This is a genomic window from Tateyamaria sp. LSS28 (assembly GCF_059611725.1).
This window is the reverse complement of the sequence record NZ_JCAPFI010000004.1, coordinates 460,166-478,420: the sequence shown is the minus strand read 5'-3', so window position 1 is coordinate 478,420 and position 18,255 is coordinate 460,166. Positions and strand designations below refer to the sequence as shown.

Here is an 18,255-nt window from a genome sequence, read left to right as displayed (position 1 = left end):
GGGCGAGCCTATACCCTATCCTGCGGCTTGGCGCTGGCACTCACGGTCGCACCCAGTTGCTTTTGCATCAGGATCAGATCCAGCCAGATACCGTCCTTGCGGCCGACCTCGGGCATTTTGGCAACCGTGTCGTATCCCATGGCCGTGTGGAATGCGACGGCCGCCGGGTTTACGCTGCTGATCGCAGCCACCGTCACATGATGACCAGCATCGCGCGCGCGGCCTTCCAAGGCCGACAGCAATGCCCTGCCCCATCCCTTGCCACGCGTGTGCTTTGCCAAAAAGACGGTATGTTCAACCGTTGCTGCGTATCCGGGACCACCGCGAAACTCACCATAGGTGGCAAATCCGCCCTTCTCCGGCAGCACCAGCACCACGCGATCCTGGATCATGGCTTCGATATCGGCCACGGTTTTCAGTGTCGTGGTGAACGTAATGTGCGTGTGCGCGATCTCGTCATTCCAGATGTCCGTGATCCAGCCTGCGTCGTCTGGTGTCGCGTCTCGGATCACAGCGAACGTGGTCCATTCGGCGTATCAAAAGCCGCATGCAAAGCAACCGGTCCAACCTCTACCGCAACCCGATCATCGCTAAGGTGCCGGGCAAGCGCAGCTGCCAAAGCTTCACCATCAGGATGCACCAATGTGAACCGGCGCAGACGCACACCCGTTGGTTTCAGGTTGGCGGCGGGATGTACGCCCTCGGGCCATTCGATCAGGGCAGGCCACAGATTGTCGAATGGGGTTGTACCGTCGGCCGACACCGCCATGCGCCACGACAGCGTATCGCGGCTGACGGCCACCGGTGCCCCTGCGCCGTCCGGCACGTCGGCAAGGGCCGCGTCCATATCCTGCACGGCACAGGCCCAGTTGGACAGGGCGGCATCACCCACATACCGATCCAGATCATACCACCGTGGACGGATGGGTGCGGACACCGCCGGGTTCGGCGCGATGGCTTCAAGATAGAGCCCATCTTCCAGCCCCATCAGCGCGTTATGCGTCTGAAACACCGCATGCGCACCGCCGGGCTGCATGCAAACACCCAGCGCATCCTCGACATGGGCGCGCGCGGCGCTCAGATCGGTTGATCCGACAACAAGATGGTCAAACAGCATCGGGGCCTCCTGCTCCGCGTTGGCGGACCGCACATCGGGTTCCAGGAGTCGATGTATCGCAGCCCTGTAAACGGAAATGAAGAGGCTTCGCTGTTCGATGGTGCACGGTATACATATGCCTCGGACAATCCGCCCGGTGCCGGGGTTATCAGCGCCCGCTCAGAAGACAGGAGCAACGGCCGCCTCGTGCGAGGCGGCCCTCATAGATCAGGCGGCAGCCTCACCACCCTGCAGGATATTCAGGATGTGTTGCGCGGCATCCGGGATGTTGGTGCCCGGACCAAAGATCGCCTTGACGCCTGCGTCATAGAGATACTGGTAGTCCTGCTGTGGGATCACCCCGCCGCAGATCACGATGATGTCCTCGGCCCCCGCGTCCTTCAGCGCCTGCACCAGTTGCGGGGCCAGCGTCTTGTGCCCGGCGGCCTGCGAGGAAATCCCAACAACGTGCACGTCGTTGTCGACGGCGTCCTGCGCCGCTTCGGCCGGGGTCTGGAACAGCGGGCCGACATCCACGTCAAAGCCGATATCGGCAAAAGCCGTCGCGATCACCTTGGCGCCACGGTCATGCCCGTCCTGCCCCATCTTGACCACCAGCATGCGCGGGCGGCGGCCCTCAACCTCGGCAAAATCTTCCACCGATTTCTGAATGGCAGCGAACCCTTCGTCGCCCTCGTAGGCAGCACCATATACACCAGCGAGCGTTTTCACCTCGGCCCGGTGGCGTCCGAATTCCTTTTCCATCGCCATGCTGATCTCTCCCACCGTTGCACGTGCCCGCGCCGCTTCAACCGCGGCCTCCAAAAGGTTGCCGTCCGCTGCGGCAACGGCGCTCAGCGCATCAAGCGCGGCTTGGCACGCCTCTTCGTCCCGTTCCGCCCGGATGCGCGTCAGACGCGCGATCTGACTGTCGCGCACCGCAGCGTTGTCGATATCGAGGATGTCAATCTCGTCCTCCTTTTCGAGGCGGAACTTGTTGACGCCCACGATCACCTCGTCACCGCGATCGATCATTGCCTGACGCTTGGCCGCGGCTTCTTCGATCCGTAATTTGGGCATCCCGGAGCCCACGGCCTTGGTCATGCCGCCCATCTCCTCCACCTCTTCGATCAGCTTCCAGGCTTCCTCAGCCAGATCGTGGGTCAGTTTTTCAACATAGTAGGACCCGGCAAGCGGATCGACGACATTGGTCACGCCCGTCTCGTTCTGAAGGATCAGCTGCGTGTTCCGGGCGATCCGGCTGGAGAATTGCGTGGGCAACGCGATGGCTTCGTCAAAGCTGTTGGTGTGTAGCGACTGTGTGCCGCCCAACACGGCACTCATCGCCTCGAACGCAGTACGGACCACATTGTTGTATGGGTCCTGTTCCTGCAAGCTGACGCCGCTGGTCTGGCAATGGGTGCGCAGCATGGAGGACTTGGGGTTTTTCGGCTCGAATTCGGACATGATACGGTGCCACAGCAGTCGCGCAGCGCGCAGCTTGGCTGCTTCCATGAAGAAATTCATGCCGATCGCAAAGAAGAACGACAGACGGCCTGCGAACTTGTCGACATCCATACCACGGGCGATGGCAGCGCGCACGTATTCACGGCCGTCGGCAAGGGTGAAGGCCAGCTCTTGCACAAGGTTCGCGCCAGCCTCTTGCATGTGGTAGCCCGAGATGCTGATCGAGTTGAACTTGGGCATGTCGTTCGAGGTGTATTCGATGATATCCGCGATGATCCGCATGCTTGGTTCGGGCGGATAGATATAGGTGTTGCGGACCATGAACTCTTTCAGAATATCGTTCTGAATGGTGCCGGACAGGGCCGCGCGGTCCACGCCCTGCTCTTCTCCCGCGACGATGAAGCTGGCGAGGATCGGGATAACCGCGCCGTTCATGGTCATCGACACCGACACTTTGTCGAGCGGGATACCGTCGAACAGGATCTTCATGTCCTCGACACTGTCGATGGCCACGCCTGCCTTGCCGACATCGCCTACAACCCGTTCGTGGTCGCTGTCATAGCCGCGGTGTGTTGCCAGATCGAAGGCAACCGATACGCCCTGCTGCCCCGCATCCAAGGCGCGGCGGTAGAAGGCATTGGATTCTTCTGCTGTGGAAAAGCCAGCATATTGCCGGATCGTCCATGGACGGCCCGCATACATCGTGGCCTTGACCCCTCGGGTGAACGGGGCCTGACCGGGAATGGTGCCAAGGTGATCAACATCGGCCAGATCATCTTGGGTGTAGATTGGGGCGACATTAATGCCTTCGAGCGTCTCCCACGTCAGATCATCGACCGGACGGCCGCGCAGCTCGCCCTCAGCCAGGTTCTGCCATTCGTCTTTCTTGGTCGTCATGTCCTTGTCCTCTTGTCAGCGGGCCATACGGCAGGGTTTGCCCTGCTCCTCTGTGGCCCAAATCCTCTGTCAGTGTTGCTAGTCCGTCGGCACCGGCGGTGAGCCAGTGGATGTCATCCATATATGCCTCGCGCAGTGCTGCTGCGGCGGCCGGGTCAAAGGGTGTCCATCGGGGTGACAACCCACTGATCCAGTCCGGGTTGTCACCCCGGTCCGCAAGTATGCTGCGCAGCTCCGGCGCAGTGGGCGAGCGGTTCAACCACGTCTCTGCCGCGTTGCGCGGACCGTACAGGCCGGTTGCAGCACGGAACATGGCATCCGGTCGACCTGCCGTGCGTTCAAACGGCACGACGACAATTTTTGCGCCGGGTACTGCGCAGGCAACGTCAGCGATCACATCACGCCACGTGCGCGGGCCGAACGCCACACGAACCAATTGATCACGCGTCGGCACGGAATGACCCCGAGCGACGCAGTAGGACGCGGCGGAACGCCAATAATGGTTCAATGCGCGTACCGACAAAACGACGGTGTCTATCTGTCCGTCAAAGGCAGCAGCATAGCGGGACATGCGCTCACCGACATCGTTGTACAACGACCGAGCACGCATATTGCGGCGCATCGTGCCAAGCATGTTTTCATCGGAAACGATGAGTGTCGTGGTCCCGTTGCGTTCAGCTTTGTTCATCTGCAGCAAGACGCGTCCGCGTGCCCGACGTGCCGACCGCGTTCCAACGCCGGCACCGGGCTGAATACCTGAAAACAACCCCTTACGAGTGCGCAACGGGCCCCAGAAACCGATATGGCGGGTGCGCATGAAGTCGCAATTTCGGCGGACATAAGCCTGGAAAGAGGTGGTTCCGGTGCGATGCGCACCGATATGCAAGATGACCTTCATGCCGTTCGTGTCCTTTTCCATGGCCGCACATCGCCCGGCAAAACCCCAGCGATCATGGTTAAGGCGTCGCACGCAAAGGCTTGCCGAGCGATTAAAGCTAAAATTGACGCGAGCAGCCGTCGTAATTGCCGAAAAAGCCGCTACATTGGGGAAGGCAGGAGGGCAGATGAAACACGTATTACCCATTGTTCTGGTTGGTCTTTTCGGCGGCTCGGCTGTCATTGCGGAAAGCGGAGATACGGCCGCATCTTCCATCTTCATCACAACAGATGTGCAGGATTTGAACGAATTCGTCTGGGAAAACCGGCCTATCGTCGTGTTCGCGGACAGCCCAAATGACCCGAACTTCCGGCAACAGATAGAGTTTCTGGAAGAACGCGCCGACGAGTTGGCTGAGCGTGATGTGGTTGTACTCACGGACACCGATCCGTCGAAAGACAGCGCCTTGCGCCAGAAATTGCGCCCGCGTGGTTTCATGATGGTGCTTGTCAGCAAGGATGGCAGCGTGTTGCTACGCAAACCTTTCCCCTGGAGTGTACGCGAACTGATGCGCAGCATTGATCGACTGCCGAGCCGACAACGCGAAATCCGCGAAAGACGGGAGTCTGACGGCTGAGCGATTGGGTCCGCTGCTGTGAGGTTTTGAATGTCACACTCAACGGACCTGCGGAAAGCACGTGCATCCCACGGCTTGGCTGAAGACCAGCCAGTTATGTGGGACGCACAACTCACTCGAATTCCATGATCACATCATCAACGGCCAGACTGTCGCCCGCGCCCGCGTTGATCTTGGACACGATGCCTTTCTTCTCGGCGCGCAGGATATTCTCCATCTTCATCGCCTCGATGGTGCAGAGGGCCTGCCCTTCCTGCACTTCGTCGCCCTCGGCCACATCGACCTTCACAACAAGGCCAGGCATGGGGCAGAGCAGCATCTTGGATGTGTCCGGTGGCGTTTTCTCCGGCATCAGGCGAGCCAATTCAGCCTGGCGTGGCGAGCGCACGTGAACCTTCAGGTCCGCACCGCGTGTGCGGATGCGGAAGCCCCCCGACACCTTTCCGACTTTCAAAACCAAAGGCGCGCCATCCACCGTCATCTCGGCCAATTGATCACCTGGTGTCCATGCACCGGACACACGCAGGGCCGACCCGCCCTCGAAGGCCACCGTTGCACCCTCGTGGTCTGCGTCGATAACGACGTCATAGGACAGACCTTGGAGGCTGACATTCCAGTCCTTGCCCACCTTGCGCTCGTGATTGTCCATGCGGCCCGACACGCGTGCGCGCCGGATCTCGGCCACGCGGTGCATGGCAGCACAGGCAGCCGCGACACGGCGCAGGTTCTCTTCACCCAGTTCGACCCCTTCGAAACCATCGGGATATTCTTCGGCAATGAAGGCGGTTGTAATGTCACCCGATACAAACTTCGGATGGTCCATGACAGCGCTCAGGAACGGCAGGTTGTGGCCAATGCCCTCAACCTCGAAGCTATCTAGCGCAACGCGCATTGCTTCGATCGCTGTGGCCCGGTCCGGGCCCCATGTGCATAGCTTGGCGATCATCGGGTCGTAATACATGCTGATCTCGCCGCCCTCGTAGACGCCGGTATCGTTGCGCACCACGATGCTGTCCGGCGTCACGCCGGGAGTGTAGCTTTCGGTCTCGGCGGGCGGACGATAGCGCGTCAAACGGCCAATCGAGGGCAGGAACCCGCGATAGGGATCCTCGGCATACAGCCGATTTTCGATGGCCCAACCGTGCAGCTTGACGTCATCCTGCGTGATCGACAGCGTTTCGCCAGCCGCGACGCGGATCATCTGTTCCACAAGGTCAACGCCGGTGATCAACTCGGTCACCGGGTGTTCCACCTGCAAGCGCGTGTTCATCTCGAGGAAATAGAAGTTCTTGCTGCCATCCACGATGAACTCGACTGTGCCCGCACTGGCATAGCCCACGGCCTTGGCCAGAGCCACGGACTGTTCGCCCATGGCCTTGCGTGTGGCTTCATCCAGGAAGGGCGACGGGGCCTCTTCGACCACCTTCTGGTTCCGGCGCTGGATCGAACATTCGCGCTCTCCCAGATAGATGCCGTTCCCGTGGCTGTCGCACAGCACCTGAATTTCAATGTGACGTGGCTGGGTCACGAACTTTTCGATAAAGATACGGTCGTCACCAAAGCTGTTGGCCGCCTCGTTCTTGGACGACTGGAACCCTTCGCGGGCCTCCTCATCGTTCCACGCGATCCGCATCCCCTTGCCGCCGCCCCCGGCCGAAGCCTTGAGCATCACGGGATAGCCAACCTCGTTCGAGATCTTCACAGCTTCGTCGGCATCCTTGATCAGCCCCATGTAGCCTGGCACCGTGCTGACACCGGCCTCCTGCGCGATCTTCTTCGAGGTAATCTTGTCGCCCATCGATTCGATCGCACCTTTCGGTGGACCGACAAAGGCGACACCAGCAGCATCCAAGGCCTCGGCGAACTTGGCGTTCTCGGACAGGAACCCATAGCCGGGGTGCACAGCCTCAGCGCCCGACTGCTGGATCGCATCCATGACTTTGTCGATGACAATATAGGACTGGTTCGCAGGCGGCGGACCGATATGGATGGCTTCGTCGGCCATCTGGACATGCAGCGCCTGCGCATCCGCGTTGGAATAGATCGCAACGGTGGGAATACCCATCTTGCGCGCAGTCTTGATCACGCGGCAGGCGATCTCGCCCCGGTTGGCTATCAGGAGTTTCTTGAACATGGGGCCTCACTTCTTTGGGTCCTGGAACGCAAAACACCGCCCTGCCCGAAGACAGGACGGCGTTCCGCGTGTGATCTGAAACCGCGCGTCAGACGCGGGAAAAACTTAGCAGCGGCTTGGGTATCGGTCGCAATAAAGCACGTTTGCACCGGCACCAACGGCTGCGCCTGCAATCGCGTTGCCTCCGAGCACTGCGCTTCCGACGCCACCTGCGGCACCGCCGAAAACAGCCTGCTCGCCGACTGTGTCACCACAGGCCGCCAGCCCAAGGGCCGCGGCAGTGACAAGAACAAGGGCTTTGATACGCATGTTGGTCTTCCTTTGTTTGACACCTTCTTGGTGTGACAAACGCCATATGGGATCAACGATCCCGGACAAGACTCGGAAGAATGCGCATCGCATTGCCGAAACGCGCGGGTGTTGGCGCGGGGTTGCCGACGATCACGTGCACTTGCGTTGCACGTCGTGATATCACGCCCCATGTCCGCGCGATGCAGCAAAAAAAAGGTGGGCAGCATAATGTCTTGCGACATTCGCTGCCCACCAGGGGAAGGGGTACGGAAATGGTACACGTCGCCGCAGATAACCTGGGGAAGCGGCTCCGTAACTGTACGGTTGCATGGTTTTTTATCACGTAGGAAGGGCAAGGATGGCTCTGGGCGGAAATGAGCCGGGTTTCGCCAATAACGGGAATTAGATGGCGAAAAAGCGCCGACAGTTGCACGATTACCCATCGCAATGCTCCCCGAATGCGTCAGGAAATGAAGCACGAGCAATACCTTCGTCGATCTGCAAAAGTGCTTCATAATCAGCGGGATCGAAGGGGTCTGTTGCCGGAATCACCTCGCGACCAAACAGCCACGACAGCCGACCGGCATCCAGATTTCCGCGCTCGAACGGTTCAGCCCCAAAGTGCATCCAAAGGGCAGCCACAAACGCCACATCGGCCCGCCGATCAGCGGGTTTGCGATCGGCAAAGCGCTCGCGCCGCTGAAGCGGTGTCACACCCTTGGGGTTCGGACGACGAATGGTGAATTGGAAATCAGTGCCCGTCAAACGACCGGGAAAGCCGCGATGTTTCAGCATGTGCTGCCCCCCGCGGCAAAGGGGGATGTCAGGGCGGGCTGAAACGCCCGCCCTGTGGAATTACTTGAACTTGCCGGTGTGGACAGGTTCTTGGCTGATGGGCTCAGGCTCGACAACCACGAAATCGTCGTCGTTGTTGTTGCGGCCGCAGGCTGCAACCAGAACCATGAGGCTAACCATGCCCAAAACTTTGATGCTCTTCGACATCTGTCTCTCCTGTAGTCAACTTCCAGGCACGCGAAAAAACGCACCCGATGCGAGGTAAGGCGATCATAAAGACCGCTTGTTCCGCCTATACGTGATTTTCCGGGCGAATGATATGGTGGCACACACGCTTGCGCGGGTTGTGGCCTCAATGCCGCATATGCAAAAATCCGCCGGTGCATCAAAAAGCCTCCCAAACACATCCATCCGCCCCGGGACGGAACGCTTCGAAAAACTGAGTCGCGTCTGGATCAGACGTCCCAAACGGCACCGGACGGTCCATCAGCGAAATGACCACTACGTCAGCCGTCAACTCGAAATCGGTCATGTAAGTGAGCGCAAAGCCATCGCACAATGCCTGAAAGTCATCCTCGGCTTTTGCGTAGCTGACCGTGCCCACATCCTTGGCAATCTCCGGTGCGATGAACCGGAACCGCACCCAGCTTTCCGCTCCTACAGCATCCAGCAGAACCTCGGACAACGACACGGGCTGGCCCGACGGCACATCTTGGGCAGAAGCAGATGTTACAGACAAACACACGGCGTATACGCAGCCCCGGACCCATCCCCGATTGCGGGTCCGGGCTCCTCCCTCCGGGGCTGCTGTGCGTGCGGTGATAACCCGTCGCACTGTGCTATTCAGCGGCCGTCCGCGCATCATCGTGCATCTTCTTCTTGCGTTGTAAAGTCTGCAGGCGACGTGATTTCAATCAATTCAAGGTCGTCGGAGTGCCGAACTTCACGATGCACAATGCCCGGGGGTTGCAAAACGCAAGAGCCTTCGCGCAGCACATGCTCGCCCTGCCCTTCATATTCAAAAACCACCCAGCCGCGTGTGACATAGACCATCTGAAAGTCCAGTTCATGGCTGTGCCACGTTCCCGGACTTTCCATACCCGGCACGGCTCGGATGACATGGGCACCGTAGGCGCCCTTGGTCGCCTCAGCGATACCAAGCTGACGATACTCAAAGAACGGACGCAGCCCAGCGCCTTCGAACGCACTGTTATCTGCATGACTGATGGCAAACGCCTGGTTTTTCCAGAGACTCATTTTGCACACCCTGCGGAACGCACCCACCGGGCACGGTTACTTGGGTCATCCAGAACGGCTTGGGCACGCGCGGTGACCGCTGTGGTGACAGGAACAGCAACACGCCCACCCGCCATAACCTGCCAACCCTCGGCGATCTGCTCCAAGCGCACCACAGGTGAAAATCCTCGCAGCATCTGAAGCGCTCGCCACAGATCTTGCCGAATCTGATGCGCCAGTCGAACGGCTCGACCACTCGGCAGCACCGTACTCACCGTAAAATCAAACCGCGGCGGAAGATGACGACACAGGGTCACGCCCGCATCGTCCTTCAGGATATGCCAACCGGACCGAGTCATCAGAGCGGGATATTATCGTGTTTCTTCCAAGGCATCGGCGTCTTCTTGTTGCGCAGTGACGCAAACGCACGGCTGACACGTTTACGGGTCGAGCGCGGCTGGATCACCTCGTCGATGAAACCGCGCTCGGCTGCCACAAAGGGGTTGGCAAAACGATCTTCGTAATCCGCTGTATGCTGCGCAGTCTTCTCCGCATCCCCCAGATCGGCGCGGTGAATAATCTCGGTCGCGCCTTTCGCGCCCATCACCGCAATCTCGGCCGTGGGCCAGGCATAGTTGAAGTCGGCCTGCAAATGCTTGGACGCCATCACCACATAGGCGCCACCATAGGCCTTGCGCGTGATGACCGTCACCTTGGGCACTGTCGCCTCACCGTAAGCAAAGAGCAGTTTCGCACCGTGCTTGATCACGCCACCATATTCCTGCGTGGTGCCGGGCAGGAAGCCGGGCACGTCGATCAGCGTCAGGATCGGAATGTCAAAGCAATCACAGAACCGGACAAAACGGGCCGCCTTGCGGGCGCTGTCAATGTCCAGCACACCCGCCAGCACCATCGGCTGGTTCGCAACGACACCCACGGTGCGCCCCTCAAGGCGGATGAAGCCTGTGATGATGTTCTTGGCAAACTCTTCCTGCAGCTCGTAGAAATCGCCTTCATCGGCCATCTTTACGATCAGCTCTTTCATGTCGTAGGGCATGTTCGGATTGTCCGGCACCAGCGTATCAAGGCTGCTTTCGATCCGGTCAGGCTCGTCAAAGAATGGACGTACCGGCGGCTTTTCCCGATTGTTCAGCGGCAGGAAGTCAACGAGGCGGCGCACCTCGGCAAGTGCTTCAACGTCGTTGTCAAAGGCCGCGTCAGCCACCGACGACTTCTTGGTATGGGTCGAGGCGCCACCCAACTCTTCTGCTGTGACCTGTTCGTTGGTCACGGTCTTGACCACATCAGGGCCCGTCACGAACATGTAAGAGCTGTCTTTGACCATGAAGATAAAGTCGGTCATCGCCGGGGAATACACCGCGCCACCCGCACACGGCCCCATGATCACGCTGATCTGCGGCACCACGCCCGAGGCCATGATGTTGCGTTGGAACACCTCGCCGTAGCCAGCCAGACTGTCCACGCCTTCCTGAATACGCGCACCACCCGAGTCGTTGATGCCGATGACCGGCGCGCCATTCTCAACCGCCTTGTCCATGATCTTGCAGATCTTGGCCGCGTGCGTCGCCGAAACAGAACCACCAAGAACGGTAAAGTCCTGCGAAAACACATAGACCTGCCGCCCGTTGATCGTGCCCCAGCCGGTCACAACGCCGTCGCCTGCAGGCTTTTGATTTTCCATACCGAAATCGGTGCAGCGGTGGCTGACAAACATGTCGAACTCTTCGAACGAGCCCTCGTCCAGCAGCAAATCAATCCGCTCGCGCGCCGTCAGCTTGCCACGCCCGTGCTGGGCATCGATGCGCTTTTGTCCGCCGCCAAGACGCGCGTCCGCGCGCCGTGCTTCCAATTCGGTCAGAATATCTTTCATGCTGTCCCCGCTGGTGGTTTCGGGCCTTATACAAGTGCAATAGCCGTCGGTTGAAGCGTCAATCAGAATATTTGCAAACTTTTCGCAATAGCCTTTGTGCAAATTGCAAATCAGCAAATCACATTACCCTGTGCGCAGCTGCACTGGACAGTTCACTTTCCCGCGCATACCTCAACCGACATGCAAGCGTCGCCCAAGGTCCGCTTTCTGGACCGCACAACCCCGCCTCATATCGCAACGCTGATCCTGCTGGCCGGGGTCTCGGCCATGGTCATGAACATGTTCCTGCCCAGCTTGCCAAATATGACAGCGTATTTCGACACCGAATATCGGCTGATGCAGCTGTCGGTCGCGCTGTATCTTGCCGTGTCCGCAATCATGCAAACCATCATTGGACCCATCTCGGACAACCTTGGTCGGCGCAAGGTGCTTATGTGGGGCATCGGACTGTTCATGCTGGCAACGCTCGGCTGCATCTTTGCCCCGAATGCCGAGGTTTTTCTGTTCTTCCGCATGTGTCAGGCAATCATCGCCGTCGCCATGGTGCTCAGCCGCGCCATCATTCGCGATCTCTATGACCAGGACCACTCCGCCTCGATGATCGGATACGTCACCATGGGTATGGCAGTTGTGCCAATGATTTCGCCGGGAATAGGTGGCGTTCTGGACGAGGTGTTCGGTTGGAAATCCGTCTTCTGGTTCTTTTTCCTGACCGGCGGCCTGCTCTTGTGGCTGGTGCACTCTGATGTGGGCGAAACGGCTCAACCCTCCTCAAAATCTCTCGTCGGTCAGTTCAAGGAATACCCCGAGCTTCTGCGCTCACCCCGTTTCTGGGGCTATTCACTGGCGGCTGCCTTCTGCTCAGGATCGTTCTTTGCCTATCTGGGCGGCGCCCCCTTTGTCGGAACCGAAGTGTTCGGGATGTCACCGGCACAGCTTGGCTTCTTCTTTGGCGCACCCGCCATCGGCTACTTTATTGGCAACGGGCTCAGCGGCCGGTTCGCCACACGGGTCGGCGTGAATCGACTGGTCCTGTGGGGGACGCTGGCCAACGCAGTGGGCACATTCCTGTCACTGGCCATTTTCCTCGCTGGTGCAGGCACGCCCGTGTCATTCTTCGGGATGATGACCTTTGTGGGCCTCGGCAACGGCCTGGTGATCCCCAACGCAACCGCGGGCATGCTCTCTGTCCGCCCGCATCTGGCGGGCACAGCATCAGGTCTCGGCGGGGCGATCATGATCGGCGGCGGGGCCGCGCTGTCTGCGCTCGCCGGTTTCCTGCTAACGCCTGAAACCGGAGCATACCCGTTGCTCTACATCATGTGTATCACGGGCATCTGCGCCCTGATCGCCATCGGCGCAGTCTATCGTCGCGAGCGTCGTTTGACCCACGCATAGTGGTTGCGCTGAGCACTTTGCAAAACTAGCCTACGCCCACTGCAAATCTGCAAAACGGACACACCATGACCGCCCCCAAACTCTATGCCGGAGCAAAACTGCGCGAGGTACGCACGCGCGTTGGCCTTACGCAAAAGGATTTTGCAGCCAAGCTGGGCGTGTCCCTGCCCTATCTCAACCAGATGGAAAACAACAACCGGCCCGTCAGCACAACTGTGTTGCTGAACCTCGCGCAGGAATTCGGGCTCGATGTGACCGAGCTCAGCTCGGGTGACGGCGAACGTCTGGTGTCGGACATGCGTGAGGCATTGGCGGACCCTGTGTTCTCCGGCGACATGCCGCCCTTGGCAGACCTAAGGCTTGCGGCATCCAACGCCCCGGCCCTGGCCCACGCCTTCCTCGATCTGCACCGCGCCTACCGGCAAACCCACGAACGGCTTGCGTCACTGGACGAGGCACTGGGTCGCGAAGACGCCCGCGCCCGCCCATCGCCATGGGAAGAAGTGCGCGACTTCTTCCACTACTGCGACAACTACATCGATGCGGTGGACAGGGCTGCGGAACATTTCGCCACTGCCGAAGGCACGGACCAAAGCATTCGCCAAACTGCCGTGGCCGCACTGGCCCATATCGGGGCCGACGTCACCTTTGACGACACGGACACCCTGCGCCACTACGACACCGACAGCAAAAAGCTGACCATCTCGAACCGTGCCAACCAGGAAAGCCAGACCTTCCAAATGCTGTTGCAGGTCGCCCTGCTGCAACAGGACAAGCTGCTCGAAGCAACGCTCGACTTCGCCCGCTTCCAAACGGACGAGGCGCGCTCCATCGCCAAGATCGGCCTCGCCAACTACTTCGCGGGTGCCGCGCTCATGCCATACACCCGCTTCCTGCAAGCGGCACAGGACACGCGGCATGACCTGGAACAACTTGCAACCCGGTTCGGAGCCTCCATCGAACAGGTCTGCCACCGGCTGTCGACCTTGCAGCGCCCGGGGGCCAAGGGCCTGCCCTTCTTCTTCGTACGGGTCGATCAGGCAGGTACGATCACCAAACGCCACTCTGCCACGCGCCTGCAATTCGCACGTTTCGGCGGCGCCTGCCCGCTCTGGAACGTGCACCGCGCTTTTGAACAGCCGGGGCACTTCCTGCGCCAATTGGCCGAAACACCGGATGGAGTGCGCTACATCAGCCTCGCGCGCGACGTATCCAAGACCGGGGGACGGTTTGGAGCGCCCACACGCCGCTATGCGATTGCACTCGGCTGCGAGGTCAAGCACGCAGGACAACTGGTCTATGCGGATGGGATGGACATAACCCGCACCGAGGCCTTCGAACCCATCGGCATCTCGTGCCGGATCTGCGAACGCAAGACCTGCCACCAGCGCTCCGTTCCCCCTCTGGAACGGCAATTGTCCGTCGATCCCGATACCCGCGGTCTGCTGCCCTACACAGTGAACTAGGGGCGATGGGCGTCAGCCGTCAGTACGACGCGGCGCGCCACCCGGCCCGCAATGCCGCCGCTTCGGAACAGAACCACCGCTCCCCGCTGGCTTCGTGGATCTCTGTCTGCTGATAAAACCTCTGGCCCGGCATATGGAAAACACGCCCATTGTCGGAAATGTTGCCCTTGATCGCACAGGACGGGTGCGGCGGCACACGGCCTTTCGCCTGTGCCTGCCGAAACTGCGTGGGCGATTGCAACTGGAACGCATGCAATCCCCGGCCCGCGACATACGCGACCTTTTCGTCCAGATCGTAGTCCAGACCATAGGCACGCGCGGCAAAGGCCCATCCCTCGCGTACGATATGCCGGCCCATATCCACGCCTTGCATCGAACATCTGGCCACCACCCGTCCGTAGCGATCCCTGTCCACATGATCACACGTGGCGCGCCGCCCCTCAAAGGCTTCCACAACCCGCGCCGTGGCCCAAGCACCGCAAGCAAAATCGGCACCTTGATCGGTTTGGCAAAGCTGATCTTGCTCCGGCGCATCAATGGCGTGCAAACGCACCCGAATCTTGCCCACATCCACGGTATCCGCATCAATGATACGCACAACACCGCGCAGATCGGCCCAGGCCAACGTGGGCAACATCAACAGAACAAGCACCGAACAAAGTCTTAACATTCCCTTTACTTGGAGACGTCACGCCCAGACTTCAAACGGTTTGTTCAGCAATACTTAACGCTGCGCAGTCTCCCACTCGGGATGCACCCAAGGCACGTCATTGCTGCGCGGCAGATGACGCCCAAGGATATGGTCACTCATCTTTTCACCGGTCACGATCGACGGCCCGTTCAGATTGCCATTGGTGATGCGCGGAAAGACCGAGCTGTCGACAACGCGCAGGGCATCGACACCAATGACGCGCCCTTCGGGATCGACCACGCTCATCGGATCATCGGCGCGCCCCATCCGGCACGTCCCGCAAGGGTGATAGGCGCTCTCGGCATGTTCCCGGATCGCGTCGTCCAGCTCGTCATCACTCTGATACGCAGCACCCGGCTGAATCTCGTGTTTCACGAACGGCGCAAAAGCATCCTGAGCGAAGATCTCGCGCGTGAGGCGGATGCAGGTGCGAAACTCGTCCCAATCCTGCTCCGTGCTCATGTAGTTGAACCGGATCACCGGATCGTCGGCAGGGTTGGCAGACCGCAAGGTCACAGCCCCGCGCGACGGCGACCGCATCGGCCCCACATGGGCCTGAAATCCGTGCCCCTCGGCCGCCGCCTGCCCGTCATAGCGCACGGCCATGGGCAGAAAGTGGTACTGGATATCCGGATACGCGATGCCTGCCTTGCTGCGGATGAAAGCAGCACTTTCAAACTGGTTCGACGCGCCCAGCCCCGTGCCGGTGAATAGCCACTGCGCGCCAATGAACGCTTTGGAAAACAGGTTCCAGTGCTTGTAGAGCGTGATCGGCTGTTTGGAGGCGTACTGAATGTACATCTCCAGATGATCTTGCAGGTTTGCCCCGACACCCGGGCGATCCGCCACAACGTCAATCCCATGCTCGGCCAGATGGGCAGCCGGACCAATCCCCGACAGCATCAGGATCTTGGGCGAGTTGATAGACGACGCAGCCAGGATCACCTCGCGCCGGGCCCGTACCACCTTGCCACTCGCAAGGGCAACGCCCACGGCCCGTTCGTCTTCCATGACCACGTGTTCGACCAGCCCACGCACCAGATCGCAGTTGGGCCGCTTCAGCGCGGGCTTGAGATACGCATTCGCCGCCGACCAGCGACGCCCCTTGTGCACCGTCTGCTCCATGGGACCAAAGCCTTCCTGCTTTTGCCCGTTGTAATCATCGGTGACCTCGTAGCCGGCCTGCCGCCCTGCCTCGACAAAGGCGCGGAACAGGGGGTTCTTGCGCGGCCCCCGTGTGACATGCAGCGGCCCCTCGGCGCCGCGCCATCCCGCATCGCCGCCATGACCATTGCCGTTCCAGCTCTCCATGCGTTTGAAATACGGCAGCACATCGGCATAGGCCCAGCCATCGGCCCCGCTCTCCGCCCAATGATCATAGTCCAGCGCATGCCCGCGCACATAGACCATGCCGTTGATGGACGAAGACCCACCGACCACCTTGCCCCGCGGACAGACCAGCTGGCGTCCACCCAAATACGGCTCAGGCTCAGATTTGTAACCCCAATCGTACCGCTTCATGTTCATCGGATAAGACAGCGCCGCAGGCATCTGAATAAACGGCCCGGCGTCCGTACCACCATGCTCGATCACAAGCACCGATTTTCCGGCCTCCGCCAGCCGGTAGGCCACAGCACAGCCGGCCGACCCGGCACCTACAATGACATAATCTGCTTCCATGTCTCACCTTCCGTGATTCCGCGGTGGGTCAAGGATGCGCAGCACCGCGCATGCGCGCGGCTTGTCCTTGAGGCATCGGGGCATCACATCTCATCATCGAACAGGTGTCTTGAGGCGCAGATCGCGCCCTCAAGCACCTCTCAGCAAAAATCCTTCACATAAACACGCATGCCCAGGTCACCCCCTTCCCACCCTTTTTCGGCAAGACGGGGTGGGTGGGTGGGCGGCTTGCCGAAAAAGGGCGTTCTCAAAACGGCGCCTCCAGATCGCCCATGCGCACATAGACGGATTTCACCTGGCTATAGTGCTCAATGGCCGCTTTGGAATTTTCGCGCCCCACACCCGACGCCTTCACCCCGCCGAATGGCGCTTCGACCGGCGCGTCATTGTACGTGTTGATGTAACAGGTGCCCGCCTCGAACCCGGCAGCCACACGGTGCGCGCGCGCCAGATCACGGGTAAAGACGCCTGCGGCAAGACCAAACTCGGTGTCATTGGCACGGGCCATCACATCACCCTCATCCTCGAAATCCAACACCGCCATGACGGGGCCAAATATCTCTTCGCGAGCAATGGTCATGCCATCGGTCACGTCGGCAAACACCGTGGGTTCCAGAAAGAAGCCATCACGCTGCAGCCGATTGCCACCGCAGACCAGCCGCGCGCCTTCATCCTGCCCCTTGGCGATGTAACCCTGCACGATCTCCATCTGGCGTTCACTGACCATCGGACCAAAACTTGTCGCAGGGTCCTGCGGATCGCCAATCACCGCCTGCCCCAACCGCTCGGACAGCCGCGCCAGAAATGCCTCCTTGACGCCTTTCTGCACGAACACCCGCGTTCCGTTGGAACAGACCTGCCCCGAGGAATAGAAGTTGCCAAGGATCGCCCCCGATACCGCATTCTCAATATCGGCATCGTCAAAGACGATCATCGGGGACTTGCCCCCCAACTCCATGGTGACATGCTTCATCTCGGCCGCCGCAGCAGCATAGACCTTACGCCCGGTCGGCACCGAACCGGTCAGCGACACCTTGTCGACACGGGCGTCAGATACCAGCGCCGCGCCCACGTCGCCCAGGCCTTGCACCACATTGTAAACGCCAGCAGGCGCACCCGCTTCATGCAGAATCTCGGCGACCTTCAAGGCACAGAGCGGCGTGGTTTCCGACGGCTTGAACACCATCGTGTTGCCGCAAGCCAGCGCAGGCGCCCCCTTCCAGCTCGCAATCTGGGTGGGATAGTTCCACGCCCCAATACCAACACACACACCCAAAGGTTCGCGACGGGTATAGACCCAATCCTCACCCAACTGGATATGCTCGCCGGTCAGGGTCGCGGCCATGCCGCCAAAATATTCCAGCGCATCCGCACCAGAGGTCGCATCTGCAACGCTCGTCTCCTGATACGGCTTGCCGGTGTCATAGGTCTCCAGCACCGACAGCTCATGGTTGCGTTCGCGCATGATGTCGGCGGCACGGCGCAGAATGCGGCCCCGCTCGGTTCCAGTCATGGCCGCCCACTCTGCCTGCGCGCCGCGTGCAACCTCCAACGCCCGATCTACAATAGCAGGTGTCGCGGAATGCACCCGGCCAATCACCTCACCAGTCGCCGGATAGATCACGTCGATTGGTGTTCCGGCCGTATCTTCAACATATTCGCCACCAATGAAATGGCTCGCCGTCGGTTGGGTTTGCAT

Annotated in this window: 18 protein-coding genes; 3 read left to right on the top strand and 15 right to left on the bottom strand. The window is 60.1% G+C overall.

What is annotated here, in order from left to right; all coding sequences use genetic code 11:
* Positions 1-8 precede the first annotated feature (8 nt).
* The 4 genes from AC53L6_RS14850 to AC53L6_RS14835 form a co-directional block, all read right to left on the bottom strand.
* The gene (locus AC53L6_RS14850; protein ID WP_496908396.1) at positions 9-512 is read right to left on the bottom strand and encodes a GNAT family N-acetyltransferase; all 504 of its coding nucleotides are present in this window, start codon (positions 510-512) and stop codon (positions 9-11) included.
* Complete coding sequence (locus AC53L6_RS14845; protein ID WP_496908395.1) at positions 509-1,117, bottom strand: VOC family protein; 609 nt, start codon at positions 1,115-1,117, stop codon at positions 509-511. Before AC53L6_RS14845 ends, AC53L6_RS14850 begins: the two co-directional genes overlap by 4 nt.
* Positions 1,118-1,324: 207 nt before the next feature.
* The gene (scpA, locus tag AC53L6_RS14840) at positions 1,325-3,460 is read right to left on the bottom strand and encodes a methylmalonyl-CoA mutase (protein ID WP_496908394.1); all 2,136 of its coding nucleotides are present in this window, start codon (positions 3,458-3,460) and stop codon (positions 1,325-1,327) included.
* Entirely contained in the window at positions 3,423-4,379 is a 957-nt protein-coding gene (locus tag AC53L6_RS14835; RefSeq protein WP_496908393.1) for a hypothetical protein, read from the bottom strand. Before AC53L6_RS14835 ends, scpA begins: the two co-directional genes overlap by 38 nt.
* Between AC53L6_RS14835 and AC53L6_RS14830 the strand changes: the two genes are divergently transcribed.
* A complete protein-coding gene (locus AC53L6_RS14830) occupies positions 4,378-4,974 on the top strand; it encodes a DUF4174 domain-containing protein (protein ID WP_496908392.1) in 597 nt (198 codons plus the stop codon). The two genes, AC53L6_RS14835 and AC53L6_RS14830, sit on opposite strands and share 2 nt — an antisense overlap.
* A 112-nt stretch (positions 4,975-5,086) precedes the next feature.
* Here the strand turns inward: AC53L6_RS14830 and AC53L6_RS14825 are convergent, their stop codons facing one another.
* The 8 genes from AC53L6_RS14825 to AC53L6_RS14790 all read right to left on the bottom strand — a co-directional run bounded on the left by AC53L6_RS14825 (position 5,087) and on the right by AC53L6_RS14790 (position 11,321).
* A complete protein-coding gene (locus tag AC53L6_RS14825) occupies positions 5,087-7,108 on the bottom strand; it encodes an acetyl-CoA carboxylase biotin carboxylase subunit (RefSeq protein WP_496908391.1) in 2,022 nt (673 codons plus the stop codon).
* Positions 7,109-7,213: 105 nt separating this feature from the next.
* The gene (locus AC53L6_RS14820) at positions 7,214-7,417 is read right to left on the bottom strand and encodes a hypothetical protein (protein WP_299207201.1); all 204 of its coding nucleotides are present in this window, start codon (positions 7,415-7,417) and stop codon (positions 7,214-7,216) included.
* 417 nt (positions 7,418-7,834) lie between these two features.
* Positions 7,835-8,194 carry a hypothetical protein gene (locus tag AC53L6_RS14815; protein ID WP_496908390.1) on the bottom strand — a complete coding sequence of 120 codons (360 nt, stop codon included), beginning with the start codon at positions 8,192-8,194 and terminating at the stop codon, positions 7,835-7,837.
* A gap of 60 nt (positions 8,195-8,254) precedes the next feature.
* Positions 8,255-8,401, bottom strand: coding sequence for a hypothetical protein (locus tag AC53L6_RS14810; protein ID WP_189369029.1), 147 nt, complete (start codon positions 8,399-8,401; stop codon positions 8,255-8,257).
* A gap of 178 nt (positions 8,402-8,579) precedes the next feature.
* The gene (locus AC53L6_RS14805) at positions 8,580-8,939 is read right to left on the bottom strand and encodes a DUF6497 family protein (protein ID WP_299598680.1); all 360 of its coding nucleotides are present in this window, start codon (positions 8,937-8,939) and stop codon (positions 8,580-8,582) included.
* Positions 8,940-9,055: 116 nt separating this feature from the next.
* Entirely contained in the window at positions 9,056-9,451 is a 396-nt protein-coding gene (locus AC53L6_RS14800; protein ID WP_299207193.1) for a cupin domain-containing protein, read from the bottom strand.
* Complete coding sequence (locus AC53L6_RS14795) at positions 9,448-9,789, bottom strand: hypothetical protein (RefSeq protein WP_496908389.1); 342 nt, start codon at positions 9,787-9,789, stop codon at positions 9,448-9,450. Before AC53L6_RS14795 ends, AC53L6_RS14800 begins: the two co-directional genes overlap by 4 nt.
* Complete coding sequence (locus AC53L6_RS14790) at positions 9,789-11,321, bottom strand: acyl-CoA carboxylase subunit beta (RefSeq protein ID WP_299207189.1); 1,533 nt, start codon at positions 11,319-11,321, stop codon at positions 9,789-9,791. Before AC53L6_RS14790 ends, AC53L6_RS14795 begins: the two co-directional genes overlap by 1 nt.
* Positions 11,322-11,501: 180 nt before the next feature.
* Between AC53L6_RS14790 and AC53L6_RS14785 the strand changes: the two genes are divergently transcribed.
* Both AC53L6_RS14785 and AC53L6_RS14780 read left to right on the top strand, forming a co-directional pair.
* Entirely contained in the window at positions 11,502-12,719 is a 1,218-nt protein-coding gene (locus AC53L6_RS14785; protein ID WP_496908388.1) for a multidrug effflux MFS transporter, read from the top strand.
* A 65-nt stretch (positions 12,720-12,784) separates the two neighbouring features.
* Positions 12,785-14,185, top strand: coding sequence for a helix-turn-helix domain-containing protein (locus AC53L6_RS14780; protein ID WP_496908387.1), 1,401 nt, complete (start codon positions 12,785-12,787; stop codon positions 14,183-14,185).
* Between the two features lie 19 nt (positions 14,186-14,204).
* Here the strand turns inward: AC53L6_RS14780 and AC53L6_RS14775 are convergent, their stop codons facing one another.
* The 3 genes from AC53L6_RS14775 to betB all read right to left on the bottom strand — a co-directional run bounded on the left by AC53L6_RS14775 (position 14,205) and on the right by betB (position 18,255).
* Positions 14,205-14,855: a thermonuclease family protein gene (locus tag AC53L6_RS14775; RefSeq protein WP_496908386.1), complete on the bottom strand. Its 651-nt coding sequence runs from the start codon at positions 14,853-14,855 to the stop codon at positions 14,205-14,207.
* 54 nt (positions 14,856-14,909) lie between these two features.
* On the bottom strand, positions 14,910-16,556 hold the full coding sequence (betA, locus tag AC53L6_RS14770; protein WP_496908385.1) for a choline dehydrogenase: 1,647 nt from the start codon (positions 16,554-16,556) through the stop codon (positions 14,910-14,912).
* Between the two features lie 247 nt (positions 16,557-16,803).
* Entirely contained in the window at positions 16,804-18,255 is a 1,452-nt protein-coding gene (gene betB, locus AC53L6_RS14765; RefSeq protein WP_496908384.1) for a betaine-aldehyde dehydrogenase, read from the bottom strand.